At 45.1% G+C, this 25704-nt stretch carries 24 protein-coding genes; 11 read left to right on the top strand and 13 right to left on the bottom strand.

Annotated features, from left to right (window positions below):
* Positions 1 to 8 precede the first annotated feature (8 nt).
* Together ribA and BGK61_RS10910 are read left to right on the top strand one after the other, a co-directional pair.
* Positions 9 to 623 carry a GTP cyclohydrolase II gene (ribA, locus tag BGK61_RS10915; RefSeq protein WP_014996890.1) on the top strand — a complete coding sequence of 205 codons (615 nt, stop codon included), beginning with the start codon at positions 9 to 11 and terminating at the stop codon, positions 621 to 623.
* Between the two features lie 135 nt (positions 624 to 758).
* Positions 759 to 2252, top strand: a complete 1494-nt coding sequence (locus BGK61_RS10910) for a DUF3300 domain-containing protein (protein WP_076026066.1) — start codon at positions 759 to 761, stop codon at positions 2250 to 2252.
* A 131-nt stretch (positions 2253 to 2383) separates the two neighbouring features.
* Here BGK61_RS10910 and BGK61_RS10905 read toward each other — a convergent pair whose 3' ends face one another.
* Entirely contained in the window at positions 2384 to 3280 is an 897-nt protein-coding gene (locus tag BGK61_RS10905) for an ATP-grasp domain-containing protein (RefSeq protein WP_076012079.1), read from the bottom strand.
* A gap of 163 nt (positions 3281 to 3443) precedes the next feature.
* Between BGK61_RS10905 and BGK61_RS10900 the strand changes: the two genes are divergently transcribed.
* The 3 genes from BGK61_RS10900 (at position 3444) to BGK61_RS10890 (ending at position 6343) form a co-directional block, all read left to right on the top strand.
* Entirely contained in the window at positions 3444 to 4925 is a 1482-nt protein-coding gene (locus BGK61_RS10900; RefSeq protein ID WP_076012078.1) for a methyl-accepting chemotaxis protein, read from the top strand.
* Positions 4926 to 4961: 36 nt separating this feature from the next.
* Positions 4962 to 5480, top strand: a complete 519-nt coding sequence (locus BGK61_RS10895; RefSeq protein ID WP_076012077.1) for a DUF6436 domain-containing protein — start codon at positions 4962 to 4964, stop codon at positions 5478 to 5480.
* Positions 5481 to 5602: 122 nt separating this feature from the next.
* Positions 5603 to 6343 (top strand): MauE/DoxX family redox-associated membrane protein, encoded by a 741-nt coding sequence (locus tag BGK61_RS10890; protein ID WP_014996885.1) that lies wholly within the window; start codon positions 5603 to 5605, stop codon positions 6341 to 6343.
* A gap of 103 nt (positions 6344 to 6446) precedes the next feature.
* On the opposite strand, the gene BGK61_RS10885 is transcribed toward BGK61_RS10890, so the two are convergent.
* The 6 genes from BGK61_RS10885 to BGK61_RS10860 all read right to left on the bottom strand — a co-directional run bounded on the left by BGK61_RS10885 (position 6447) and on the right by BGK61_RS10860 (position 15192).
* The gene (locus BGK61_RS10885) at positions 6447 to 7418 is read right to left on the bottom strand and encodes a histone deacetylase family protein (protein WP_014996884.1); all 972 of its coding nucleotides are present in this window, start codon (positions 7416 to 7418) and stop codon (positions 6447 to 6449) included.
* On the bottom strand, positions 7415 to 9256 hold the full coding sequence (locus BGK61_RS10880; RefSeq protein ID WP_014996883.1) for a bifunctional acetyl-CoA hydrolase/transferase family protein/GNAT family N-acetyltransferase: 1842 nt from the start codon (positions 9254 to 9256) through the stop codon (positions 7415 to 7417). The genes BGK61_RS10885 and BGK61_RS10880 overlap by 4 nt, the downstream gene beginning before the upstream one ends.
* 131 nt (positions 9257 to 9387) lie before the next feature.
* On the bottom strand, positions 9388 to 9885 hold the full coding sequence (locus tag BGK61_RS10875; protein WP_076012076.1) for an alpha/beta hydrolase: 498 nt from the start codon (positions 9883 to 9885) through the stop codon (positions 9388 to 9390).
* Positions 9886 to 9942: 57 nt separating this feature from the next.
* The gene (locus tag BGK61_RS10870) at positions 9943 to 13041 is read right to left on the bottom strand and encodes an efflux RND transporter permease subunit (protein ID WP_076012075.1); all 3099 of its coding nucleotides are present in this window, start codon (positions 13039 to 13041) and stop codon (positions 9943 to 9945) included.
* 21 nt (positions 13042 to 13062) lie between these two features.
* Complete coding sequence (locus tag BGK61_RS10865) at positions 13063 to 14208, bottom strand: efflux RND transporter periplasmic adaptor subunit (RefSeq protein WP_014996880.1); 1146 nt, start codon at positions 14206 to 14208, stop codon at positions 13063 to 13065.
* 315 nt (positions 14209 to 14523) lie between these two features.
* Entirely contained in the window at positions 14524 to 15192 is a 669-nt protein-coding gene (locus tag BGK61_RS10860; protein WP_014996879.1) for a DNA-J related domain-containing protein, read from the bottom strand.
* Between the two features lie 209 nt (positions 15193 to 15401).
* Here BGK61_RS10860 and BGK61_RS10855 point away from each other — a divergent pair, with 209 nt between their 5' ends.
* Positions 15402 to 16118 carry a DUF1499 domain-containing protein gene (locus tag BGK61_RS10855; protein WP_014996878.1) on the top strand — a complete coding sequence of 239 codons (717 nt, stop codon included), beginning with the start codon at positions 15402 to 15404 and terminating at the stop codon, positions 16116 to 16118.
* Between the two features lie 80 nt (positions 16119 to 16198).
* Here BGK61_RS10855 and BGK61_RS10850 read toward each other — a convergent pair whose 3' ends face one another.
* Entirely contained in the window at positions 16199 to 16516 is a 318-nt protein-coding gene (locus tag BGK61_RS10850; RefSeq protein WP_076012074.1) for a DMT family transporter, read from the bottom strand.
* A gap of 115 nt (positions 16517 to 16631) precedes the next feature.
* Positions 16632 to 17234 (bottom strand): LysE/ArgO family amino acid transporter, encoded by a 603-nt coding sequence (locus BGK61_RS10845; RefSeq protein WP_076012073.1) that lies wholly within the window; start codon positions 17232 to 17234, stop codon positions 16632 to 16634.
* Between the two features lie 176 nt (positions 17235 to 17410).
* Here BGK61_RS10845 and BGK61_RS10840 point away from each other — a divergent pair, with 176 nt between their 5' ends.
* Positions 17411 to 18295, top strand: a complete 885-nt coding sequence (locus BGK61_RS10840) for an ArgP/LysG family DNA-binding transcriptional regulator (RefSeq protein WP_076012072.1) — start codon at positions 17411 to 17413, stop codon at positions 18293 to 18295.
* Between the two features lie 58 nt (positions 18296 to 18353).
* Here BGK61_RS10840 and BGK61_RS10835 read toward each other — a convergent pair whose 3' ends face one another.
* The 3 genes from BGK61_RS10835 to BGK61_RS10825 all read right to left on the bottom strand — a co-directional run bounded on the left by BGK61_RS10835 (position 18354) and on the right by BGK61_RS10825 (position 21739).
* The gene (locus tag BGK61_RS10835) at positions 18354 to 19886 is read right to left on the bottom strand and encodes a diguanylate cyclase (protein ID WP_234349493.1); all 1533 of its coding nucleotides are present in this window, start codon (positions 19884 to 19886) and stop codon (positions 18354 to 18356) included.
* Between the two features lie 207 nt (positions 19887 to 20093).
* The gene (locus BGK61_RS10830) at positions 20094 to 21281 is read right to left on the bottom strand and encodes a diguanylate phosphodiesterase (protein WP_076012070.1); all 1188 of its coding nucleotides are present in this window, start codon (positions 21279 to 21281) and stop codon (positions 20094 to 20096) included.
* Between the two features lie 149 nt (positions 21282 to 21430).
* Positions 21431 to 21739 carry a hypothetical protein gene (locus tag BGK61_RS10825; protein ID WP_014996872.1) on the bottom strand — a complete coding sequence of 103 codons (309 nt, stop codon included), beginning with the start codon at positions 21737 to 21739 and terminating at the stop codon, positions 21431 to 21433.
* Positions 21740 to 21976: 237 nt separating this feature from the next.
* Between BGK61_RS10825 and BGK61_RS10820 the strand changes: the two genes are divergently transcribed.
* From BGK61_RS10820 to BGK61_RS10810, 3 genes are all read left to right on the top strand, one after another.
* Positions 21977 to 22444, top strand: coding sequence for a hypothetical protein (locus tag BGK61_RS10820; RefSeq protein WP_014996871.1), 468 nt, complete (start codon positions 21977 to 21979; stop codon positions 22442 to 22444).
* Between the two features lie 209 nt (positions 22445 to 22653).
* On the top strand, positions 22654 to 23520 hold the full coding sequence (locus BGK61_RS10815) for a mechanosensitive ion channel family protein (protein WP_014996870.1): 867 nt from the start codon (positions 22654 to 22656) through the stop codon (positions 23518 to 23520).
* A 189-nt stretch (positions 23521 to 23709) separates the two neighbouring features.
* Positions 23710 to 23910, top strand: a complete 201-nt coding sequence (locus BGK61_RS10810; protein ID WP_014996869.1) for a lipopolysaccharide assembly protein LapA domain-containing protein — start codon at positions 23710 to 23712, stop codon at positions 23908 to 23910.
* A 53-nt stretch (positions 23911 to 23963) separates the two neighbouring features.
* Here the strand turns inward: BGK61_RS10810 and BGK61_RS10805 are convergent, their stop codons facing one another.
* Positions 23964 to 25151 (bottom strand): BaiN/RdsA family NAD(P)/FAD-dependent oxidoreductase, encoded by a 1188-nt coding sequence (locus BGK61_RS10805; protein WP_076012069.1) that lies wholly within the window; start codon positions 25149 to 25151, stop codon positions 23964 to 23966.
* Between the two features lie 211 nt (positions 25152 to 25362).
* Between BGK61_RS10805 and BGK61_RS10800 the strand changes: the two genes are divergently transcribed.
* Entirely contained in the window at positions 25363 to 25581 is a 219-nt protein-coding gene (locus BGK61_RS10800) for a YgaP family membrane protein (protein ID WP_076012068.1), read from the top strand.
* The last annotated feature ends 123 nt before the right edge of the window (positions 25582 to 25704 follow it).

The following is a 25704-nucleotide window of genomic DNA, read 5'->3' as shown; positions in this document are numbered from 1 at the left end:
GAAGTAACATGAGTAGCAAACAGCCTAAATACGAATATGTCAGTTCCGCTAAATTACCCACTCGCATGGGCGATTTTAAAATACACGGCTTTGTTGAAGCCAGTGGCCAAGAACACGTTGCCCTTTCTTATGGAGAGTGGAAAGAAGACGACGTAGTGCCAATTCGTATCCATTCAGAATGCTTAACAGGCGATTCTTTATTTAGCACTCGCTGTGACTGTGGCTTTCAGCTAGAAAAAGCCATGCAAAACATCGTGGATAACGGTCACGGTGTGCTGCTTTATTTGCGTCAGGAAGGACGCGGCATCGGTCTTTTGAATAAAATTCGCGCCTACAACCTTCAAGATAGTGGCATGGACACGGTAGAAGCTAACGAACATCTTGGATTTGACGCCGATTTAAGAAGTTACGATATCTGCAAGCTGATGCTAGATACGCTGAATGTGAAGCATGTTGAGCTTATGACAAACAACCCGAAAAAGTTGGCAGCACTAAAAGCGCTTGGTATAGACGTGGTTGCACGTAAGCCTATTGACCACGGTATCACCAAAGACAACAAGCATTACTTAAAGACGAAAACAGAAAAGCTTGGGCACGCTTTCGACCCCCACGTTTTCAAATAGACGAGTTATTTAAAGACGCCCGCACCAATGTGGGCGTTTTCTATTCAGCTTGGGTTAATCATAGACTGGTTATAACGTATACAGACTTACCATTTAGCGCGCGAAAAGCCGTTGCTCATGCGCTAAGGAGAATGTATGAAAAACATAACCTTATCTGTGATTGTCGCACTGTCTAGTGTTTCAGCGCTACCTGCCATCGCCCAGTCGAACGCCAACCTTGCACATGTTTCTGCGTCAACGCAGCAATATTCTGACGCAGAACTAGACAGTGTACTTGCGCCTATTGCACTTTACCCTGACACCCTTCTCACCCACATATTGATTGCTGCTACCTATCCATTAGATGTGGTAGCCGCGGATCGCTGGCGTCAAAGCAATCAGCATTTAACCCCTGAACAAGTGGAAAATGTTTTAGAGAGTGTTAGCTGGGACCCGAGCGTAAAAGCGCTCGCTCCATTTACAGATCTACTGAATACAATGGCAAATGATCTTGAATGGTTACAGCAGCTTGGTGATAGTGTCTTGATTGATCAAAGTCGCGTGCTAGACCGAGTTCAAGTGCTTCGCCAGCACGCGCTAAACACCGGTAACTTGGTGACCAATGACTATATTGAAGTTGAAAGAGAACGCGAATCTACTCGTGAAATAATTTACATTGAGCCGCGTCAGCGGGAAGTGGTCTACGTTCCCTACTACGACCCATTGGTTGTATACGGCCATTGGTGGCATGCTACTACCCCAGTGCACTGGCGTCATCACGTTAGCTACCATCACCATAGCAATGTTTATTGGTCTCCTAGTATTCATCTTTCTACGTTCTTTTTCTTTGGTAGCGTGCACTGGCATAACCGTCATGTAGTGATACACCGCGAACCAGTTCGCCGGTATTATCACGGTAGTCCTAGAAAAAGAGTAATAAGTCGAGACTACTACCGCTGGGAGCACAACACTGTACATCGTCGTGCACGTTACTCGAACCGCGTGGTCCATAGTGCGCCTACGCGCTACGAACATGGCAGTGTAACGCGGGCAAAGCACTTGTCAGATAGGCGGCTTACACCGACGAACTCACCGGCCCGTCACGACGATGAACGCGCTGTAAAAACAATAGTGCGAAGAGGGGAAGCGAATCCCGTGAAACGTACGATTGAGCCTAAGCAAGTAACACCGCTCAGAGAAAATCGTTTACCTAACAGACAAGATACTGTTAAACGTAAGCAATCGATTGAACACGCGTTAAAACGCAATCAAGCGGTAGCCAAAAATGAAAGGCCAACAAGAGATAACACTTTACAGCAATTAAAGCGAGATAAGCCTGCTCGATTAATATCACCCGCAGAATCAAAACGGTTCGCTAACCGGGGAGAGACGCCATTGCGTTCAAGCAAGCAAATTGATTCGAGGGAGCGCCTTGAAAAAACCAGTCCGCAAGACCGACAGTTCGCTCGCGAAAGCAGTAAACCTGAACGCATTGAGCGAGGTAGTTTCCGAACTGAAAACCGTGTTCAATCACGAGTTGCTGAAGTAAACAAACGCAGTGAGGTGAGATCTGCCCGTAGCGAGAAGACCCAAAGGCAGGTGTCTCGCGTAGAAAGGAGCATTTCGAAGGGTACGAGCTACAAGCACTAGTTTGCTAAATATTACTTCTATCGTGGGGGCTTTTTCAAAGTTGCATCGAGAATTTATGGCGTCAAACACTACGCATCGTTTTCAGTGACAAAGAGTTCGCGACGCTTTGGCTTAAAAGGGCTGGCAAAGACTTATTTTTCCAGCCTTTTTTTAGTGCTCAAGCCAGCCTGATGAACGCTTACTAAAGCTTCAACAAAGCGAAGTGGAGATTGCTCGTCTAGGTTGAAATACAGTGAAGGCTCAATAAGTTCTAGTTCCATTACTGCCCACTGGTTATCTTGCCTAACTAAATCAACCCGCGCATAGAGCGCGTTGCAAGGCATTGCTGACAATGCTTTTTGGGCAATATCTAATTGTTCTTGAACTGCTGAAATCAGATGCAAGCTTCCCCCGTGCTCCTCTTGTACACGAAAATCGCCTTGTTGCGGAACCTTCTTTATCGCATGACTGTATTTCCCATCAAAATAAAACAGGGAGTACTCCCCCTCGTCAACCACACTCTTTAAAAATGGCTGAACCATGAAATCGCGCTGGTTGAATGTATCAGAGAGAACCTGCTGCTGTTCGTGCCAATCAGCTTGTGAGAGCTTAAATGTGTCATCTGCATTTGCACTAAGTGTGGGTTTAACCACTAGGGTATCGCACTTAAAACTAGAAAAAGCGTCATTTATAACACTGTTATCATACGCACTCTCCCATTGTGTTTTTACGATGGGAACACCTTTGTCTTGCAAGTCCTTAAGGTAGTGTTTTTCAATATTCCAACGAATAAGAGACAACGGGTTAAGCAAGGTGGCTGTTGACGCTTCAATTTCTTCCAAACAAGCCAGAAAAGCCTCGGCGTGCTGCTGATAATCCCACGTACTGCGAACAATCACATAGTCAAATCTATCCCAATTTTCCGCCTTCTTATGCCACGATATAGTTTCAACTGACCAATCGCGGTCGTTGAAGTAAGGAATCAAAAGTTCATCGTACACAAAGAAATCTTCGAGGTTATCGGTAGAAAGAAATGAGACAGATGGCATATTTTATTCCTTGGACTAACATTATATTAAACTTTTTTAATATAAGCTCATTAAGCTAAAAGTTGCATGGCGTAAATACAATAACTTACGTAGACTTTCGCGAAATTAGCACAGCCCAAATTTTTAACCTACACTTAACCCAAAATACTTGTCGGAGATTGGCATGCAGTACCCTTGGCTCTTAGAAGGTCACAAGATTTTTCGTGTCGTTATTGCTATCCAATTGCTTTTAGCGGTTGCTATTGGGCTGTATACAGGTGAACTTCTCCCTGCATTTGTCTTTGGCATTCCTATTGCTGTTGTGCCACTAGTACTTAGCATTCAAAATCCCTATTCAGCGATTAGTCGTCACGCGATAGCGATTGGTGTACAACTGCTTACTGCCCTTCACATTCACCAATCGTTCGGACTAATAGAAATACACTTCGAAATATTTGTACTCCTTGCTTTCCTTTCATATTTCAGAGATTGGAAAGTGGTTGCTACAGGTACAGCAGTTGTTGCCGTTCATCACATCTCGTTTTTCTTTTTACAAGCGGGCGGCGCACCCTTATTCATTTTTGAAGAAGGTCACGTTACCTTCCCCATATTGTTAATGCATGCGGTCTTCGCGCTCTCAGAAGGAGGCGTATTGATGTATATGGCTAAACAAAGTCACCAAGAGGGCGCAGGCGCAGCTGAGTTGCGCTTAGCCATCGACACCATGCAAAAAGCCGATGGCAAACTAGATTTGGCCGTGAAGCTTAACCGCGAAAACAAAATCGTTAAGCCGTTTGCCGAGCTTATTGACCAAGTGAAGTCGCTAATAGAGCTTGCCTCTAACCTAACTGACGAAGTCGTTCGCGGTTGCGGTAAGATGGAATTAGCGGCACATAATATGTTTGAAATTAGCAAAAACACCGATCAAGAAATTGCTATGGTATCGGCATCGTCAGAAGAAATTGCGCAAACTATGCAGTTGTCGACAGAGCAAACAACCCTTGCCAGCGATAAAGCCACAGCAGCACAAAGTGCATCCCAGACAACACGCGACTCAATTTCTAATACAAGCCGCACTATTGACTCACTGCGCAATACGCTAAATACAGCGGCCAAAACAAATTCTGCTCTAAATGAGCAGTGCTCACATATTTCCGATGCCATGCGCTCGATTACAGCAGTAGCGGAACAGACTAACTTACTTGCCCTGAACGCTGCTATTGAGTCCGCCCGGGCTGGTGAACACGGTCGTGGTTTCGCTGTGGTCGCAGACGAAGTACGCACGCTGGCTATTCGTTCAAAAGAAAGTGCTGATCAAATCACAAGCATCACCGAACAACTTGTTGCTCAAACCGCCAGCTCAGTTGAGCAAATGCAAACCTGTATTCAGTTGGTCGACGAAGCCGTTATCTCCAGTAATAACGCAACCTCAGCCATGACAGAGATCATGACGCAAATTCGTGAAGCGAGTGAAAGCATGACCGAAATTGCAACATCAGCAGTTGAGCAGGAAACAGCATCATCTTCAATTGCGCAAAGTACGGCGCGTTTGAGCGAGTTTACTTCAGAAGAGCTAGCTACTGCTCAATCGCTTGCGGGTGAGGTTGAAGTGTTATCACAAATATCGCAGCGCATGCGCAGCGCCATTGAACGCTTTGAGCTTTAACTGTCTCTATCGCGCACGAATGTAGGCCTTTGCCTAATGCAAAAAAAGACAAGCTGGTTACTACTTATGCTTTGGGCGGTAAGTTTACTCACCGCCCTGTTAGTATACGGACAACGTCAGCTCTCTGCTTTCGACCCTAATGGCGAATTGCTGCATCGCACCACTGCACCAGACTTCGATGCCTCGCTTGTAGCGCTGTTAAAAGAACAGGGCATCGGCGCAGGTTCTATTATTCATGTGGGTACGCGCTCCCGCTGCTATTGTGAAACGCTTACTACTCCTCATCAAACCCAGCTGCTTGCGAAATTAGGTGACGAGTTTCATCAAGTCAGACTTAATGTGGAAGACGTACCGAAGCTAGAAGCTATGCTCGACGCCGTCCCGGCATTAATTGTGTTAGATGGGCAAGCGCAACTTCGCTATTTAGGCCCTTACGCTACGGGCTATGGCTGCTTTACTGGCAACAACCTTGTCGACCAGGTGGTGGGTTATACCTCACACCTGCCTTACCGTGGTGCGGTGATCAATACTGACGCACTAGGCTGCTTCTGCTAAACCACTGGCACGAATTCTGTAATCTTTCTCTGTAATACGTAATATCACTTAAATGTGGGCAAAAAACGTGCATTTTTTGCTCATCTACGTTTGTTTCCTGAAAGGTTTACAAGGAGTCCACAATGTCAAAACGCGCCGTACTTTATCGCATGGTTACATCGGAACACATTTGCCCCTTCGGTCTTAAATCAAAAGATTTACTCGAAAGAAAGGGCTACGACGTTGAAGACCATCACTTGTCCAGCAGAAGTGAAACCGACGCCTTTAAAGAAAAACACAATGTAAAAACCACCCCGCAAACGTTTATCGATGATAAACGTATTGGTGGCTATGACGACTTAAGAGATTACTTCAATTTAAAGCAAGAAAGTGAGTTTGGGTCGCGCTACACACCAATCATCGTAATTTTTTCGTTGGCCGCACTCATGGTATTGGCACTTATGCTCAAAGGGGGTTTACCAGCTGGTATCGAACCTTTTGTAATGAATTTTATCGGTGTCACCATGGTGATCCTCGCACTACAAAAACTTCAGGACATTGTAGCGTTCTCAAATCAGTTCATTACTTATGATTTGCTGGCAATGAAGCACGTTAGATACGCCTATGTTTATCCTTTCGCAGAAGCCTTTGCAGGACTTGGTATGTTGGCTGGCCTACCAGCAATATTGGTATCGCCCGTCTCTATATTTATCGGTGCAATAGGAGCTGTGTCTGTTATTAAGGCGGTATATATCGATAAACGTGAACTTAAATGCGCATGTGTTGGCGGTAACTCAGATCTACCTCTTGGGTTTATATCGCTTACCGAAAACCTTGCCATGTTAGGTGCTGGTCTATATATGCTTACGAAATGGATAGCCTAAGCTAAACAAAGCTGAAGCGCCGATACTGAGACAATTTTATGACTTTGATTTTCTGATGCGGTTACCGGCGCTCTAAATTACGTGCAATGCTGCCCTGTTGAGATTATTCAATAGGGCGGCTCATTCCCTTGAGGTGCGCCACTACGCTACGACCTAATGCACTTAAATCGTAGCCGCCTTCTAGCATACTCACTATTCTACCCTGACAGCATTCATCTGCCACAGCGCGAAGCTGTTGGCTTATCCAAAAATAATCGTCTTCCACCAAACGCAAATGGGCCATAGGGTCTTCGGCATGGGCATCAAAACCCGCAGAAATAAGAATCAGCTCCGGTTGAAAATTGCGTAATGCATCAAACCAGTGTTGTACTTTTTCTCGAAATACCTCACCCGTAGTTCCCGCTTCAAGCGGAACCGAAAGAATATTACTTGCAGATACCGGCGACCCGCTGTGAGGATAAAAGGGATGCTGAAAACTGCTGCACAGCATAATGCGCTGATCGCCAGCAACAATTTGCTCAGTACCGTTTCCGTGGTGAACATCAAAATCGATTATGGCAACACGTTTTAATTCGTAGTTTTGAAGCGCATAGCGCGCGGCAATAACAATGTTATTAAAAATACAGAAGCCCATGGCGCTATCGTAGGTAGCGTGGTGCCCTGGTGGCCTGGTCGCACAGAATGCCTGCCTGTCGTTACCTTCCATGACCCAGTCCACGGCGTTACATCCCGCACCTGCCGATTCCAGCGCTGCATTTAAGCTGTGTCGCATCAAGCCAGTATCTTCGTCTAACCAGGCCACGTTATCCTTGTTTTCGGAATAGAGTGTTTTTTCGTGGTCACTAAAAATGGACTGAGCCGCATGCTCAAACACACTTTTCACATAGTAAGGGTCATGGGCCAATTTGAGATAGGCTTCGGCAATAGGCGTAGCATCGGCATGCTCACAAACCATATCGAGTCCAGAAGACAGTAATTGGTCGTCAATGGCGAACAAGCGATCCGGTGACTCGGGGTGATCTTTCCCCAGGTCGTGTTTAGTGCCGTGTTTGCCGCGAAAAATTTTAATTGTCATGCGAGTGATGCCAAATCTAGTACTAACTCTATGTCACTGGGGTCGCCAGTAAACTTCCGTTTAAATTGCGCTTGCTCGAAAATGGCAATCATCGGGCTGTTATCGCCACGCACGTAGGCCATCATCTTCGCAATTCCCCTCTTCTTTGCCACGTTGATTAACTCGTTTAACAACCGACTTGCCATACCCTTTCCCTGCTGGGTTTCACGGGTAACAAACGCGGCCTCACAAGTATTGTCATTAGGGTTGTAGTAAAACCGCCCCACAGCGTGAATGGTAATTCGGGAGCCTTCTTGTCTTACAATACACAACGCCGCATCAGAGCTTTGGTCCACCGACACCAAATTACACGACTTTTCACGAGACATCTGCTTTGGGTCGTAGTTATAACGCAGCCTCAGCGTTTCTTTAGTGTGGGAATAAAAGAATTCCTGCAAGCGCCGTTCATCGGCTGGGTTCAGCGGGCGCATATAAAAGGTTTCCCCTTGAATATTTAGCTTTTTGAGCTGAATTGCCCCCAGTTCTGGAATGTCGGTCGGGTACTTTTCCTGATAATGGGGTACCCAATAATGCTGTCTTACTTCTTCTAAGAGCGCTGCACGGAATTTCGGGTGTGCCACACGAATAAGCTCCAGTGCTCGCTCTCGAATACTCTTACCTTTAAGCGATGCTATGCCGTATTCGGTCACCACGTACTGCACGTTGCCTCGCGAAGTCACAACCCCCGCCCCTTCGCTTATGCGGGGTGTGATACGGGAAATGGTTTCATTTTTGGCAGTAGAAGGCAGCGCTATAATCGCTTTCCCACCTTTGCTGATAGACGCACCAGTTACAAAATCTACTTGCCCGCCTATGCCACTGTAAAAGTCATAGCCCAGTGAATCGGCCACCACCTGACCGGTTAAATCCACTTCAAGTGCACTGTTTATAGCGACCATATTGTCGTTCTTAGCAATATTGGTGGGCTTGTTTACATAACTACTCGGGTAAAACTCGATGTGAGGATTACTATCAATTAAGTCGTAAAGCTTGCGGGTGCCAATAGCAAAGCTAGTAACAATTTTACCGGGGTGAAAAGTCTTCTTCTTGTTGGTGATAGCGCCAGATTCCAACAGTTCAATAATACTGTCGGTGAGCATTTCGCTGTGAATACCCAGGTCTTTGTGGTTACACAGATATTTAAGGGTGGCACTCGGTATTTTCCCAATACCAAATTGCAGCGTTGCACCATCGTCCACCAACATTGAAACATACTGACCAATTCGCTCCGCCACCGAATCGATAGGCGGCGGCGATACTTCAACAAGTGGCTCTTCGGCTTCGATGCAAGCTGTTATTTCACTAATATGGATGTACGAATGCCCGGCGGTTCTTGGCACCTGAGGGTTAATTTGAGCGATCACTTTTTTACTTTGTCTGATTGCTGACATAGCTATATCTACAGCCGGGCCGAGCGAGCAGTAGCCGAACTCATCTGGAGGACTTACGTTAACTAGCGCAGCATCCAGTGCCAGCGTACCGTCGCTAAATAAGCTTGATATTTCAGACAAGAAAACGGGAGTGTAATCAGCGCGACCTTCGTCTACTGCCTTACGCATGGCTTCACCGCCAATGAAGAAGGTGTTGGCTTTAAAAAGGTTCTTATACTCTTCCTTTACCCACCGAGTGTCGCCTAAGGCCAGCATATGAACCAGCTCGATGTCGCTAAACCCTTCGCTGTTATCAATAAGATGCTGCACCAATGCGTGCGGCACTGAGGCATTTCCGCCAACAAAGACACGGCAACCAGACTTTATCAGCGACGACCATTGAGGCGCTTGAGGTAAACTAAATGTCATTTCCATCTGCCCTGTTTTAAGCAATGTCTCATCATGCCATAAAAACAGGTGCTTTCCCGCATTTGCGTAAGCGTGAGCTATAAGCGATTGGTCGTAGGCTTATTGAACCAGCAAGCCCTACTATCGAAAATTTAGTATCGAAATTTTTCCAACCAATTTCTGAAAAACGGAGAAATAACAGACTTACTGTTTGCTAGGCGGTGGCCGTCATTAAGCAATAAGAGCTGAGCTTTTTGATGACGCGCGTACTTTAAGCTGTTTTCAATAGGCACGATATCGTCATTCCAGCCATGCACTAAACTCACATAGCCGTCGTAGGGGAAACGTTGAATCTTGTAGTTCGGCAAATATAACGCAGGGGCCATAAGAAATACGCCCCTGGCGGAGATATGGCTAGCCGCAGCGAGTGAAACATAGCCACCCATACTGGAGCCAACCAAAACCACATCATTGCACTTTTCAGCGACAAATTCTTTAAGGCGAGCTAGGCGTGCTTCAGGGCAGTCGAGATCTTGATAATCAATACTCTCGACGCCAAAGCCCATATCGCTCGCTACATTTGAAAGCGTTGTTATTTTACTGCCCCATGGACCGCTTTCTTTGCCGTGAGAAAAAACAACGGTAGTCATTACCTATATCCCTATACAAAAATGAAATGTTTTTTCACACTCTAGCGCACTTGCTTGTTACTTGTCTTCCCTGTGAAAGAGTTTTTCTACCATCACGTAGAACATAGGCACGAAGAAAATTGCCAAGAATGTAGCAGCAAACATGCCGCCCATAACTGCAATACCAATCGCATTTTGGCTGGCTGCACCAGCACCACTTGCCAGCGCTAGCGGGGTTACCCCCAGAATAAACGCCATTGATGTCATCAGTATTGGACGGAAACGCTGAGAAGCCGCATTCGATACTGCAGTCATTAAATCTTCGCCGTTTTCATATTGCTCTTTCGCAAATTCAACAATAAGGATGGCGTTTTTCGCCGCCAAGCCAACCGTTGTCAAAAACGCGACTTGTAAGTACACATCGTTCGGCAAGTTGAAGATAAATGCTGCCGTTACCGAGCCTAGTATGCCCAGAGGTACGACTAACATTACAGCAAATGGCACAGACCAGCTTTCGTATAACGCTGCCAAACACAAGAAAACAATCAAAATTGAAAGGGTATAAAGCAAAGGAGCTTGCGAGCCAGCTTCCTGCTCTTCAAACGATAATCCAGCCCATTCAATTGCAAAACCAGGAGGCAATTGCTCTACCAGCTTTTGCATTTCAGCCATTGCTTCGCCTGACGATACGCCTTCCGCAGCGCTACCTTGAATGTTCACAGATGAAACACCGTTAAAGCGCTCTAGCTTGGGCGAACCATATACCCACTCCGTGGTAGAGAAGGTACTGAAGGCAACCATCTCACCATCGCTATTGCGCACGAACCACTTATCAAGGTCTTCTGGTGTCATACGATGGGGTAAGTCGGCTTGCATATAAACCCGCTTAATGCGCCCCTTATCAATAAAGTCGTTAACATAACTTGAACCCCAGGCAATTTGCAGTGCACTGTTAATTTCACTTAAGTTCAAGCCAAGAGCTGACGCCTTTTCACTATCAATATTGATTTTGAATTGAGGAACATCGCTTAGTCCATTAGGGCGAACGCCCGCCAGTTTGGGGTTCTGCGCCGCCATGCCCAACAGCTGATTACGCGCGTTCATCAGTGCTTCGTGACCATTTCCACCACGGTCAACCAGCTGCATATCAAAACCCGTTGCATTACCTAGTTCCATGATAGGCGGAGGCACTATAGGAAAGGCTGAGGCATCTTGAATTTGGCTAAATGCTCCGAAAGCTCGGTTCATCACTGCAAACGCAGAGTTATTTTCATCCCTTACACTCCAGTCGTTGAAGTTTAAGAACGCCATACCCGCGTTTTGCGCCTGACCCGCAAAGCTAAATCCCACAACCGCGAACATGCCGTTAACTGCGTCTTGTTCTTGCTCAAGAATATAGTCTTCCACTTGTTTAATAGACTCAAGAGTCCGGCCAGCGGTTGCGCCTGGTGGTGTGCTGACCAACACCATCATACGCCCTTGATCTTCATCTGGAAGAAACGCGCCAGGAAGCTGGCTGAAAATAAATGCCATACCACCTACAAGCAAACCATAAACAACGAAATAACGCTTGAAGCGTTTCGCCATATGGGTTGTGGTTTTTTGGTAACGGTCACGTCCTTTATTAAACGTGCGGTTAAACCAGCCAAAAAAGCCTTTGTTCTTGTCGTGGTCTTCCGGATGCTTTTTCAATAACGTGGCGCATAAAGACGGAGAAAGAACGATAGCGACCAACACTGAGAATGCCATAGCCGATACGATAGTAACCGAGAACTGACGGTATATTGCTCCTGCTGAACCACTGAAAAACGCCATTGGGATAAATACCGTTGAAAGCACGGCGGCAATACCAACAAGCGCCCCTGTTATCTGGGTCATCGACTTTTTAGTGGCTTCGGCAGGTGAAAGACCTTCCTCTTCCATAATACGTTCAACGTTCTCCACCACTACGATGGCGTCATCTACGAGTAGACCGATAGCAAGTACCATGGCAAACATGGTTAGCACATTGATACTAAACCCGAACGCCAGTAGTACAGCAAAGGTGCCGAGCAACACTACCGGTACCGCAATAGTAGGGATTAATGTTGCACGCCAATTTTGAAGGAACAGCAGCATCACTAAGAATACCAGCACTACCGCTTCAATAAGCGTATGTACTACCGATTCAATAGAAAGCTCGATAAAAGGCGAGCTATCCACGGGATACACCACTTTAACTGTATCAGGCAAGTTCGAGCGCAGCTCTTCAACTCGGGCTTTAACTGCTTTAATGGTGTCTAGTGCATTTGCGCCAGAGGCAAGGCTTATTGCCATACCCGACGCTGGCTTGCGGTCGTATCGAACAATAACGTCGTAGCTTTGTGCACCCAGTTCAACACGGGCAACGTCACGCACGCGGACCTGTGAACCATCGGTATTAACGCGAAGCACAATGTTTTCGAAATCTTCGACGGTTTGAAGGCGACTTTGCGCTTGAATGGTCGCGTTGATTTGCTGATTTTCTATTGCAGGCATACCACCTAACTGACCAGCCGACACATCGGTATTTTGTACCTGAACAGCGCCTTGAACGTCAGTTGGTGTAAGGTTGTAGCTGTACAGCTTATCTGGATCTAACCATATACGCATTGAACGCTGCGCGCCAAACACCCTTACATTACCCACACCGTTAACACGAGAAATCGGGTCGCGAAACTGAGAAACTAACAGGTCGCTTAAATCGTATTGCGTCATTGAGTCGTCTTCAGAATAGAAGCCAACTGCCAATGCAAACGCGCTGTTTGCCTTGGTTACTGTTACCCCTTGCTGTTGCACTTGAGTAGGCAACAGTGGCAGTGCACCCTGCACCTTATTCTGAGTTTGTACTTGCGCAATATCAGGGTCTGTACCCGGCTCGAAAGTCAGCGTGATAGACATACTGCTGTTCGAGCTACTTGCTGAAAAATAACGTAGGTTATCAATCCCCGTTAGGCTTTGTTCTATCACCTGAGTAACCGAGTTTTCTACAGTTTCTGCAGATGCACCTGGATACGTCGCTGAGATAGTCACCGAGGGCGGCGCAACCTTGGGATATTGTTCAATAGGGAGTGAGGTGATTGCCAACACACCCGCCATCATTGTGATAATTGCCAGCACCCATGCAAACACGGGCCTGTCTATAAAGAAACGAGCCATATTAACTAAATCCCTTGTTTGCTATCGTGAGCCACGTGATGATGGTTGCCACTCTGACGGATTAACTTTCGCGCCTGGTTTAACCTTTTGATATCCAGTTACGATTACCTTTTCGCCTTCACTCACACCGCTTAACGCAACGTATTGGTCTCGATAAATCTTTCCAACTTCCAAAGTGCGGCCTTCAACTTCGTTATTTTGATTAACAACATAAACCGATAATGAACCGTCTGGTTGGCGAGTGGTTGCACGTTGAGGAACAAGCAGCGCGTTCTCGCGCCCAGTAATAACGTGACCTTTAACAAACAAGCCCGGAAGCAATACGCCATCTGGATTTGGCATTTCAGCGCGAAGCGTGACAGAGCCTGTAGTCTCATCAACGGTTACTTCTGAGAACTTAACGCTACCTGTTTGGTCGTAACGCTTGCCTGTTACTTCATCTACCGTTAATTCAACATCCATTGAGCCTTGGTTTCTCATTGACTGACGAAGCGTAATAATTGACGCACCTGACTCCTGCATATCGATGAACACAGGGTCAAGCTGGGTAATGGTTGCAAGTTGCTGAGATTGGTTAGTGGTAACAAGCGTTCCTTCGGTCACAAAAGAACGACTTATGCGGCCGCTAATAGGCGCATACACTTTGGTGTAACCCATGTTAACTTTAGCCACATCTACGGCGGCTTCTGCCACACTAATCGCTGCTTGGGCCTGCTCTTTTTGGGCAATAACGTCGTCGTATTCTTGCTTACTTACCGCATTCTGAGCCACCAGATCGTCGTAACGTCGAGCTTTTGCCTCTAGGGTTTTAAGGTTTGCCTGAACGCTTTTTAAATCAGCTTTTGCACTATTTAACTGAGCCAAGTAACGGGCTTCATCAATTTGATAAAGCTGCTGCCCTTTTTCCACATGTGCACCTTCTTCGAACAGGCGCTCTGTAATTACGCCATCCACTTGAGGACGCACCTGCGATTGACGTGACGGGCTTACGCGGCCCGGTAACACCATTTCATGTACTACAGGTTGCTTTTTCAGTGTAATTACCGACACTGATGGTGCAGGCATGCCTTGCTGAGCACCTTGTTGCGCTTGCTCACCCTCATTTGAACACCCAATAACGCCTACAAGCGTTATTAATGCTGCAGTAACATACAAAATGCGACTCATAAATTTTCTATTTCCCAATAACTTTTTTACAGAGCACGGCCTTTGCTCTGTATTTACAATATTAAAATTAAAGCGTATTGCTTCCAGTGCACCGAATTATCTCGCGCGTTTCTTCGGCTAAAACAGCGATAATTGGTCGTGAAGTGGCATAGTTAAGCGATCATTGATACGAGTCTACGCTCTTATAGGTCATATTGTGCGCATTAATGCGTGATAATAAAAGTCAATGAAGTTGAAATTACTGAAGTTGTCGGTCAAATGCCGGAGCTTATATACGTTATACGAATAAAGCGAAGCCACAGTGCGCTTAACGTTCTATTTAAACGAATAGAAGCCGAGTAATAGCTGGTAAGCGTGAATGACCTCTTGGGCTTCTTTTTGCGTTCCACCTTTGTCAGGATGAACCACCTGAAGGGCTTTCTTGTAAACCCGTTTCAAAACTGAAAGCGATACATGTTCTTTCTGAGACAGCCCTAAGCGTATATGCGCTTGCTCAATATCGGCTTCATTAAAAACGGTAACCTTTCCACCGACCATGCGCTGCCAAAAAGCATTAAGTAGTGCATCCACATTTTTTCTATCCGCTTTTTCAAAGTTGCCCCAGTCAAGGTAGTACTCCGCTAAGGGGTCCGCCTCGGTTAACTCCCCGCCTTCATCTATACGTAGTTGTTGTGCGTCGTTTCCCTCGCACTGGTTAAGCTTGATATTGAGCGTATGAATATCTAGCACCCCTTCATTGCCCTGTATCCAATTCATTTTCAATTGATAAAGGGCGTGAAACAAAATGAAGTGGGTTTTAAATAGCATTAAAGGTTCCCGTAGCGCATCCTCGTCGAAGAAGTAATAAGGCGCCTTCTTCAATAGCTCAATAAGGGCATATTCGCTGACTCCACTTTCAAAAAGTGATTTTTGGGTTGATAGAATATCAACAAGGAGTTCGGCTTGAAGCATATAAGCTTCGCTGGCATCAGACGGGTTGTGCAAAACGTAATTACCTTTGCTTTAATTGGGGTGATAACTATCAAATGTAGGGCCTGCTGGACTTTACTGTACAGTAAAGATCAACAGACCCAAGTGTACAAACATGTTTCGCATTAGCCTAGTGCCTGTATTATTGCTTGAAATTAATCCAACGTGTTGCGTTCACTGTTAAGGTAGATTAGTAAAATTAACATATTTTCCTTGGAGTTTACTTGAAAGCACTCATTGCCCTAACCAGTATTGTTGGTTTCCTAATGGTGGTGTTATCCGGCCCCCTCTATCAATATACGGGCGTTAGCCTGGGTACCGCTATGATGTCGCTTCAATTTGGCGTGTATGTAGGTGGCACGGCGTTGATACTGATTATTTTGCAGGTGCTGTTAAATCGCAAGAAGGTAAGCTGGGGCAGTACATTCATCTGTGCCGCTCTTGCCTTAGTGGCCGTCGGCATTCCCGTTAGCTTGATGAGCAAGGCAAGTACATTTCCTCCTATTCACGACATTACTACTGATGTAACTAACCCGCCTGAGTTTGTTGCTACTGCGCCACGTCGAGAAGGAGCACCAAACTCCATTGTTTATGAAGGCGGCGAGGTAACTCGACAGCAATTAGAAGCTTACCCTGAAATCAAAACTTACCTGCTTCCTCAACCGATTAATGAAGTGTATATCGCCGCGGAAAAAGCGATTGAAGCATTGGAATGGGAGAGGGCTAGCCAGGGCGAACGTCTTAACACATTAGAAGCAACTGTTACCACTTCGTGGTTTGGTTTTAAAGATGATGTGGTGATTCGCTTAACGGCCAAAAGCGATGACACCTTGGTTGATGTTCGCAGCAAGTCTCGTGTTGGAACCACTGATTTAGGTAGAAATGCAGAACGTATCACCACCTTTGTTGCTGAACTTAAGAACCAACTTGGGTACCACTAACACCTAATGAAGCTCGGTACGCGTATCACAGCCCGCTAGCAGTCGGCGCTAGCGGGCTCCTTCGTCTTATTGAGTGTTTTTCAGTGTGCTAGCTTTAACACGACCACACCTGCAACAATGAGCGCTACGCCAACATAGCGCGCCATTGATGATGGATCGCCGTAAAACATAACTCCCACTAGAAATGTCCCCGCCGCGCCAATTCCCGTCCACACAGCATATGCGGTTCCAATTGGAATTTGCTTTTGCGCCATCCAAAGACAAAATCCACTGGCAGCCATAAACCCAATGGCAAGCAGAATCCCCAATATGCGAGTTTCTGCCTCTTGCGACATTTTTAGTCCAACGGGCCAACCAATTTCTAAAAGCCCTGCAACAATTAAATATATCCAGCTCACTTTTGTGTCCTTTTCATCGCGCTTTCCAATACATCTCACTGCTGTGTAGCCTACCTACTGATAAAGCGAATAGAACACAACGCGTCGCAATATTTCGCGACCTAGCGCTTTTATCTTACAAACTTGCTAACTGGATGCTCACCATACCTAGCACTGCAGCATTAAGGCGATTAAACCAACGCCAGAAATTAGGGCGCTGCATATGGTGTGCAAAGCGTGCCGTTAACGTACTAAGACCAACGAACCACGCCACTGATGCACCAATTGCTCCACCTACAAACCACCATTTATTTTCTTGCCACTGACTAGCTAAATTCCCCATCAATAACAAGGTATCTAAATAAAAGTGAGGGTTGAGCCAAGTCACTGCAAGCGCGATAAGCAATGCTTTTTTAAACGATAATTGCTTCTTCGCCATCTCCAACACTAGAGAGTCGTTGGCCATGGACGACTTAATTTTATTAAACGCAATCCACAGTAGAAATGCCACTCCCGCCCACTTTGTGATAGACACCAGCATAGGGTACTCCTGCAGCAGCAAGCCAAAGCCCATCGCGCCAAGACTTATCGAAATGGCATCACTTAATATAAACAGCAATACAAATAATGTTGTCCACTGTCGTTTCATCGACTGCTCGATAAGAAAGCTGTTTTGTGCGCCTACGGCGATGATTAAAGTGCCGCCCATCACGAAACCACTTGTTGCTGCCGCCAACATGATAAATGCCTCTTGGTGTAATAAGTTAAAATGCAAAAGTCGTAACGGAATTTATTGTGACGACCTGAATAATTGGCTTGATTTTATACACCTTGAGCAACTAAATTAAATTAATGATATTTGTTTTGAATAAGCAAAATTAATACTTATAACCTTCTTTTCACAGGTGCTCAGCCATGTTGGATTACGACGCTCTTAGGTGTTTCCATGAGGTGCTTCGCTACGGCGGGTTCGAAAAAGGTGCGCAAGCGCTTAACCTCACTCAATCGGCCGTCTCGCAGAAGATAAAGCGATTAGAGCAGAGTGTGGGTGGTCCTGTGCTGGTGCGAACCAAACCCCTCCGGGCTACCCCACTGGGAAAAGAGCTACTTGCTCATATTCAGAAAGTAAGCGTTTTGGAAGAAGCGTTGAATATACAAAGTGGTTTAGAAGCACAGGCTGCCCCTATTAGTGTTGCTGTTAATAACGATGTACTTGCTACGTGGTTCTCGCAAGTCATGGCGGCCTTCAGTAGCGCGCGCGACAACCCAGTTCATATCGTCAATGCAGATCAAACTCAAACCCGGGATATATTGCAACAAGGTCGAGTAATGGCGTGTATCAGTCAAACAGGCACACCTGTAACTGGCGGACAGTCGATAAGGTTGGGCACTATGCGCTATCAACTCTACGCTTCACCACGCTTTATCGAGCGCTACCTGCACAAAGGAATATCGCCAGAACGAGTAATGAAAACCCCAGGTCTCCTGTACGATGAGTACGACGTAACTTTACTTTCTGATTATCAACGAGAGTGTTTGGATATCGCCCCTTCTTTTACCAATTGTCATTGGTTCCCGTCTTCTCATGGCTTTGTGAAAATGGCATTAGATGGTGTGGTGTGGGCGTTACTTCCCACCCTTCAGGTAGAGCAAGAGGTTAGCGCAGGTGAACTCGTTCCTTTATTTCCTCAAAAAGAGCTTGGTGTACCGCTATTTTGGCACTGGACAACGCTTGAATCAGCAGCCCTTGCCGACTTAACCAAAGCGGTAAAGAAAGTAGCGAAAGCACAATTAAAATAAACTCGGGCAGTTTTAAGAAAGAGTGTGCGGTATTCAGACTGGGGTAATCAGGCGCAATTTATGGAGATGCGAATTGCGCTGTTTTGTGCCTTTCTTTTACGCTGTACATCTGTATATCTGCTTTATTTAGTAAGGTAGCAAGGTCTTTGCAGCGCTCATTTGTAATGTAAGCACCTACGCTAGCTGTCACTGATATAACAACGTTATCTGTTCTAATATCCCTTTCCACCAAACTGGCGTCAATTCGCGCGGCTAATCGCTCAGACTGCCCTTCACTGTAGCAGTGGCTAAGTACTACAAACTCATCTCCTCCAAGGCGCCCTACTGCATCTTGATCGCGGCATCGACTTAGCAGAATCTTAGCAATCACTTGCAGTACCTTGTCGCCACAATGGTGTCCATACCGGTCGTTAATTTCTTTGAAGTTATCTACATCGATAAACAGTAGCGTTAAATAACCACCCTCTTTATTAAAGTTAGCCAGTAGGCTTTGTGCTATGCCCTCCCAGCCGCTGCGATTTAACACTTTACATAATGAGTCTGTAGACGCTCGCTTAAACGCGCTTAGCCTATCATCATCAAGCTTTTTAACTTTTCTTGATGTAGCAATAGCAAAAATAAAGGCTTCGACAGTAATACCTACAATAAGACCATAGCGATACATAAACGCTGACACGTCAGAAAAGACCAAGCGAAAGAGCATAGAGAACACCATGATAGCGATGCCCATTAACACCAGGTTTGAACAGTGAACTTTGCGGTAAGCGGCGTAAATACAACTTGATAGCGTACAGGTCATAGTGATTAGCGTTATAACGCTGAGCATACTGTTAACCTTCATCGCGTCTGATGTCGATAAAATAATTTGCACAAAAGAGAGAGCCAATGCTGAACACGCCATTCCAAGGATGAATTTCCGTTGCCAGACTTTTAACAGCGCTTTGAAATCGAGTAGGTGATCGAGGAACTTCACCGCAGCAAAAACGGTAATCCCAGCAAACATTAAATGTAGCTTGAAGTTAGAGAAAAAGGTGACGTGAGGGTAGGCAATGTTAAGTAGCCCCTCCTGAAGCAAGAAGAAAATCGCTGCGCTGAGCACATAGAAACTGTAGGAATAGAAACCGTAATTGCGCATGCTTGTACCCAGCATTCCTACGTACAGCGTTAATGCCAAACAAAAGCCGATGAATAAACTTAAAGTGAAGGTATGTATGGATGCTAGCTTTTGAAAATCTTGTAGGGCAACGATATTTAACGTTATGGGTCGCTCGACCTGAGAACGAATGTCCAGGAAAAGTAGCTTATGCGTTCTGTCTATGGCATACGACTCGAAAGCACCAGTAAGCTTGGGAACCTTACGCATTTCGCTATCATACAGCTGATTGTAAGACAGGTAATTTCTAGGAAAATAGAGAACATGAGGCGAACTTACGTTGCAGCTAAGTGAAATGCGCTGCTCTCCCTCCTTAAGCGCTACCACCATGGAAGTAGGTGCACTATTTTCTGCATTAATCAAACATGTGGCGCTAGCAAACGTAGCCAAGGTTAACAGGCTAAACCCATATAATAAGCGAAGAATAATATGCGACATGCCACATGCCATAGATATGCTTCCTACTGGTACTGCTGCTCAATCCATGTAGCAAAAATATCCCTGTACGGCTATTTAAAAAGGTGAGCATTTGTATCTATTTGTCGATTGACCTGCTCACACTCATTAAGTCTAGTTTAAAAAAGAAAGAACGCTTGAAAAAATGGTGTGTTTTAATGATAAGAGATTCGTACTTTTACAGTTGCATTAGCCGTTAGCGCCGTCAAAAGAAAAATTAATACTACTAACGCCATTTAACCTAGGTCTTGCAAACAAGAACCCCTGAAACCTTTTTACACCAGCATGCTGCAACCACAACCACTCATCTACCGTTTCGACTCCCTCCACTACTAAGGGAATTCCCATGGAATTGGCAAACTCGAGTACGGCCTCGGTAATAGCTTGTCGATGCCCGTTTCTATCGATACCTGTCGTTATTTTTCTATCTAGTTTAATCTTGTCTGGTGTGAAGTCTGCGAGTAATGACAATCCTGCATATCCTGCACCAAAGTCATCTATGGCGACTCTCATTCCTAGTGAACGGATATGCTCAATCGCTTGGTAAAATGTATCGTTTTCATTGATTATTTCTGTTTCAGTAACTTCTATAACCAGCTGCTGAGGCTTTAAATTATTGTGTTGGACCAGTTCATAAAGGTAATCCGCGACGTTAGGAGAGTAAGTGATTGCACCTGGACACAAGTTAATTGATAAAGTCTGCTCGGAGCTTAACAACGCCGCTCCTTGTTTTATTGCTATAGCCTTGCTTCTTAAGTCAAACTCGTATTTCTCAGGCCCAATTATCCCCTCTAAAATAGCCTCGGGATATCTTCCATCGTCACTTCTAATCAAGGCTTCGATTGAAGAAACACACGCTCTGTGAGTGTCAACAATAGGCTGAAAGGCAAACTGAATATTGGAGTTTTCGACAGGTTTAACTGTCTTCTCTGATGTCATTACAGTAGATCTAACGCCTCTACGAGCTTCCTGGCTTAAACAGGTGCGCCACTTTCCTGAAGCAAAGCTATTAAGAAGTGCAAATATCCGACTTTCCCTGCCGATATTAATGTCTGACGGAAGCCAATAGCAGCGGCTTTCTTCAGCAATGGAGAGTGTTCTTAAATTCCAGTCACCAAAATCGCGTTTGTGAATGACCATTTCGGTCACTTTCATAATATTACTGTGACGACTGTCTTTCTTTATATGCTCGAAAAGTGCATTTACCTTCTCACATTCTCCTTCAAGCACTTGAAAGAAGTATTCTCCATCAAACAAAAGAATACCTGTAATATGGTTTTGCTCATTAAATGGCAACGAATCGTCTGTTATTTTGAGCAGTTCTTTTTCATCAATTTTTGCCGTTGACTGACTTCTGTAAACTAACTGCTTAAGCACGAGATGCCTCTTTTAACACTATGTCTTCATCCCTACTTAGAACCAGCCGCACCGCTAGATACAGCTTTTCACTCTTGTGTGGAACAAAGTATAGTCTCAGAAACAAGATTATCGCAAAGTCAGTTCTGGCAGCCTACATTAACTTTAAGTTATCGTCTTTCTATGGCTGGGATCTCAATATAAGCATCCGGGTCAGATTCTTTTAATGCATTTAGTTTACGTTTTCTTGTCGCTCGCTCATCAATAGTTTCACCAAAGACCTGTAGGTGTAACTCGGCAATAAGGCTTTTGCCCTGTTCATTAGTGATTACCCCAAGCATCTCGCCAGCATGCATAAACCCCTGCACTCGGTATTTCTCAGCATCGACCTTTTTACCGTTTTTGCTTGCTGTATAAAGAGCGATGAGCTGTTCAGTACAAGCATCTAAAAACCTTGCTCTCTCTTTCTCTTCAATCATAACTTTTCCCCTTCCACTGATGGCTTATCGTTATACACCTTAACGAGATTTCGACGCTGAGGATAGACATGAGTTTGTCTATCCTCGTATCGCCGATTGACTTTGACTACTCAGTACTCTTGCCATCACTTCAACTAAAGTTCATTGGTGAGATGTGCGTATCGCGCCTACGCTTTCATTAGTGCTAGAAAAGAAAACTTCTAGGTAGTCACTGTTACTAACTGAGTGAGCATCATTATGCGATACCAAATAGCTTTAGGCTTGGTCACTGCCTTGGCATTTGCCCCCATTGTTGCTGCAAAAGGAAGTGCTCACCATTGGGAAACGTCACCCCATCACTTATCTACATTAGTTGGCACAACGTATACAAAAGAATGTGGTAATGCCTTTACGATAGGCATCGACTATGAATATCGTGTCAGCGACTTTCTAGGTGTGGGTTTCGTTGCCGAATATGCCTTTGAAGACTTGGATGCATATACCTATTTGCTTGTTGCTGACCTTCACATCACCAATAACTTCATTGCTCAAATAGGCCCCGGCGTTGAGTTTCACGGTAGTCATAAGATGGAAGTAGCGAGATTGGGATTTTTGTATGAATTTGAAGTCTCAGGTTTTACCCTTTCACCGCAAATTCATTATGATTACCACCGCAATCACAAAAGTGCGGTGGTCGCAGGATTGGCTATTGGTATGTCGTTTTAAAAGCAGGCAGTTTTTCACTTAAAATGAACCAACCACAGTAGTTGAGCACCAAAAGTGACGAGCTTTAAGCCGATTAAAAGCTCTACTCGTGCCTACATGAAAAAATATCCCGTTTTAATACCAGTTTTGAACAAAGTCTTGTAGCCTCAAACAATGAATAATTTTATTCCGCTGAGCTTGGTACAAAACTATAACGTTGAGGAGACTCGATGAACGATCTCATTGCTTTTGTAAACCGACCTGTCTTCGAGTTTATGTCTCGTGAATTCACGGTTGGCATGCTGATCCTAATCCCGTTAATGCTAATCGTGGCGGTATGGCTACTTAAATTCATTTCTAAAATTATTCCACGCTTGCTTATCAAAAATGGAGTAACACCCGACGCGGTGCACTTAATTAATCGCGTTGTGCAGATATTGGTGCTGGTCATGTTAGTGATAACCACCCTCGATATCTTGAATGTCCCGTTAACTGCTTTCGCCTTTGTTTCAGGTGCAGTAGCTATTGGTGTTGGTTTCGGTGCGCAAAATATAATAAACAACTTTATAAGTGGCTGGATCTTGATGTGGGAGCGGCCAATTCGCATTGGAGACACATTAGAAGTAGATGATACCCGAGGCCGAGTAGAAGCCATTAATACCCGCTCAACGCGTATTCGTCGAGTAGATGGGGTGCATATGCTAGTCCCTAACAGCAAGCTGCTGGAAAATACAGTCATTAACTGGAATCTGGTGAATACCGAAACGCGAACCTCGGTAAAGGTAGGGGTTGCGTACGGCTCTTCGGTAAGAGAAGTGGAACAACTCATATACAGTGCCGTAGGCAAACTTGACGGTGTTCTAAAAACCCCGGCGCCCGCGGTAATGTTTGACGACTTTGGCGACAATGCCCTTAATTTTGAGGTGTACTATTGGCTAAATGCGAGCTCAGAGATGGAGCGGCGTAAGTCTCGTAGTGACCTTCGCTTTCTTATCTGTGAAGCCTTCGAAAAAGCGGGGATTGTGGTCGCCTTTCCGCAACGAGATGTTCATATTGATGGTGAACTTAAGCTCACTAGCGCTGATAAGGCACTGTAATCCTTCATACAACAACTTGCGTGATACGCAGGTTGCCTACCATGTTTTCTGTATTTGTAAGTGCGTACTTGTCCTTTGCAGTAAGAAGTCAGAATGAATAGTAGTTGTTAGGAAAAATAAACTTTTTTCGGCAAAAACTGTGACTTACGCGTAGTAAGAATTGTCTGATAGAAAAAGTAAGGAGATTATATGAAAACGAAGGTAGCGATTTACCTGTCTCTCATCGCATTGCTTGGAGCGGTTCTATTTCAGAATATCGAGGACGTTACTCTGCAACTGCTTTTCATCGAGTTTCAGATTCCACTGGTTTTATTAATGGTCATTATGTTCGTGCTAGGCGCATTGACCTTCGGCTTAGTAAACTATTTTAACGCTAAAAAGAAGAGGTAATGCGTCACTGATGCATCACCACTTGTGCTGATAAAGAGTTGTGGGGGGCTGAACTAAACCACCTGCCCTGCTGCCCAGCCGCTGCTCCATGCCCACTGGAAATTAAAGCCACCCAACCAGCCAGTTACGTCTACGACTTCCCCAATGAAATAAAGCCCTTCGACATTTTTTGCCATCATGGTTTTAGATGAAAGCTCGTTGGTATCTACGCCACCCAATGTAACTTCGGCAGTGCGATACCCTTCCGTGCCATTTGGCTTTATTTTCCAATTCTCTAGGGTGCCCGCAATGGCGTCGCATTCACTGTGAGAAAGCTGTTTTACCGGCACGTTGCGCCAGTTGTGATAATCAATAAAACTCTGCACCATGCGCTTGGGAAATACTTTATTCAAGCAAGTAGCAAGTAAAGCATCGGGCGTGTCGGTACGTGCAGTTTGTAGAAGCGCTGCGGCATCGTCATTAGGTAACGTATTAATAGTAAGCGTGTCACCAGCATCCCAATAGCTTGAAATTTGAAGCATGGCAGGCCCGCTTAAACCTCGGTGAGTAAACAACATCGCCTCTTTGAATGTGGTGTCGTTACAGCTGGCATATACATCAACAGCAATGCCGCTAAGTTCAGCCAAGGTTTCTTTGTCTTTATCGTGTAAGGTAAACGGCACCAATGCTGCTCGAGTTGGCAGAACGTTTAGACCAAATTGCTGCGCAATTTTATAACCGAATGGAGTCGCACCCAGCTTCGGCATGCTTAAACCGCCAGTAGCAATCACTAAAGACTCACATTCATACTCTCCATTGGTGGTAGTAAGTGAGTACCCACTTTCAATTTTTTCGACCTTCAAAATCTCACAGCGAGTGGTAATAGTAACGCCCGATTTACTGCATTCGTTAAGCAATAAATCGACAATGTCTTTCGCGCTGTCATCGCAAAATAACTGGCCTAAGGTTTTTTCATGGTACGCAATGCCGTGCTCTGCAACCAGGCTAATAAAATCCCATTGGGTATAGCGGCTAAGTGCAGATTTACAAAAATGAGGGTTTTGCGATAAAAAATTTTCTGGGCCCGCGTACATGTTGGTAAAGTTACAACGACCACCACCAGACATCAGAATTTTCCGCCCCACTTTTTTAGCGTGATCGAGTACTTCTACACTTCGCCCGCGACTGCCTGCTTGCGCGGCGCAAAAAAGCCCTGCGGCTCCTGCTCCAATTACAAGCACATCGCGTTTTATTACGTTCATAATCTTCCAGTCTACCTAGTTTGAGAAAGCTTAGAAGCTCAATCAGAATATTGGCCGCGAATTATACGTTATCGCATTTCCTAGACAACTAAACCTCAAAAAATACTGACATTTAATGGAAGATATTGCTACACAGACCTCTCTAAAGTTTAGTACTTAGTTGATTAAAAAACGGCTATTATTAAACCAATCACCACATGAGGGGTTTTTAATGGCTATAAAGTCTAATTTGAGCAGCGTAGACCGATATACACGAGGGGCAATCGGTATAGGAGTTACAGCCTTCGCGCTATTTAATGGCAATATTATTGAAGACGTATTTATTGAAGTCCTGTTAGGGATCTTTGGGGTTTTAAACCTTATTTCCCTTTTCAGTGGATGGTGCCCGGTTTATCAAATCGCTGGGATAAGCACGAAAGAGAGAACCTAATATTGAGCAGCAAGGCTTAATGGAGCACTCTCCGTCTCTCCCTAAAAAAACCGCTATTCGTTCAAAATTGATTTTTGCATGTTTAGCGGTATCAATACTCGTTTCTGCAATTTATGTCACAGT

This window comes from Alteromonas abrolhosensis, from assembly GCF_001953635.1.
In the GTDB taxonomy this organism is placed as follows: Bacteria; Pseudomonadota; Gammaproteobacteria; order Enterobacterales; family Alteromonadaceae; genus Alteromonas; species Alteromonas abrolhosensis.
The sequence above is the reverse complement of the archived record's forward strand: the minus strand, read 5'-3'. Positions and strand labels throughout refer to the sequence as shown.

Coding starts and splice junctions, on each gene's coding strand:
- BGK61_RS10820 (WP_014996871.1), top strand. CDS start 21,977: ATGCGATACCAAATAGCTTTAGGCTTGGTCACTGCCTTGGCATTTGCC.
- BGK61_RS10910 (WP_076026066.1), top strand. CDS start 759: ATGAAAAACATAACCTTATCTGTGATTGTCGCACTGTCTAGTGTTTCA.
- BGK61_RS10845 (WP_076012073.1), bottom strand. CDS start 17,234: ATGTTGGCGGCAGCAACAAGTGGTTTCGTGATGGGCGGCACTTTAATC.
- BGK61_RS10865 (WP_014996880.1), bottom strand. CDS start 14,208: ATGAGTCGCATTTTGTATGTTACTGCAGCATTAATAACGCTTGTAGGC.
- BGK61_RS10800 (WP_076012068.1), top strand. CDS start 25,363: ATGGCTATAAAGTCTAATTTGAGCAGCGTAGACCGATATACACGAGGG.
- BGK61_RS10825 (WP_014996872.1), bottom strand. CDS start 21,739: ATGATTGAAGAGAAAGAGAGAGCAAGGTTTTTAGATGCTTGTACTGAA.
- BGK61_RS10895 (WP_076012077.1), top strand. CDS start 4,962: ATGCAAAAAAAGACAAGCTGGTTACTACTTATGCTTTGGGCGGTAAGT.
- BGK61_RS10840 (WP_076012072.1), top strand. CDS start 17,411: ATGTTGGATTACGACGCTCTTAGGTGTTTCCATGAGGTGCTTCGCTAC.
- BGK61_RS10870 (WP_076012075.1), bottom strand. CDS start 13,041: ATGGCTCGTTTCTTTATAGACAGGCCCGTGTTTGCATGGGTGCTGGCA.
- BGK61_RS10880 (WP_014996883.1), bottom strand. CDS start 9,256: ATGACATTTAGTTTACCTCAAGCGCCTCAATGGTCGTCGCTGATAAAG.
- ribA (WP_014996890.1), top strand. CDS start 9: ATGAGTAGCAAACAGCCTAAATACGAATATGTCAGTTCCGCTAAATTA.
- BGK61_RS10810 (WP_014996869.1), top strand. CDS start 23,710: ATGAAAACGAAGGTAGCGATTTACCTGTCTCTCATCGCATTGCTTGGA.
- BGK61_RS10905 (WP_076012079.1), bottom strand. CDS start 3,280: ATGCCATCTGTCTCATTTCTTTCTACCGATAACCTCGAAGATTTCTTT.
- BGK61_RS10900 (WP_076012078.1), top strand. CDS start 3,444: ATGCAGTACCCTTGGCTCTTAGAAGGTCACAAGATTTTTCGTGTCGTT.
- BGK61_RS10835 (WP_234349493.1), bottom strand. CDS start 19,886: ATGTCGCATATTATTCTTCGCTTATTATATGGGTTTAGCCTGTTAACC.
- BGK61_RS10815 (WP_014996870.1), top strand. CDS start 22,654: ATGAACGATCTCATTGCTTTTGTAAACCGACCTGTCTTCGAGTTTATG.
- BGK61_RS10805 (WP_076012069.1), bottom strand. CDS start 25,151: ATGAACGTAATAAAACGCGATGTGCTTGTAATTGGAGCAGGAGCCGCA.
- BGK61_RS10875 (WP_076012076.1), bottom strand. CDS start 9,885: ATGACTACCGTTGTTTTTTCTCACGGCAAAGAAAGCGGTCCATGGGGC.
- BGK61_RS10890 (WP_014996885.1), top strand. CDS start 5,603: ATGTCAAAACGCGCCGTACTTTATCGCATGGTTACATCGGAACACATT.
- BGK61_RS10885 (WP_014996884.1), bottom strand. CDS start 7,418: ATGACAATTAAAATTTTTCGCGGCAAACACGGCACTAAACACGACCTG.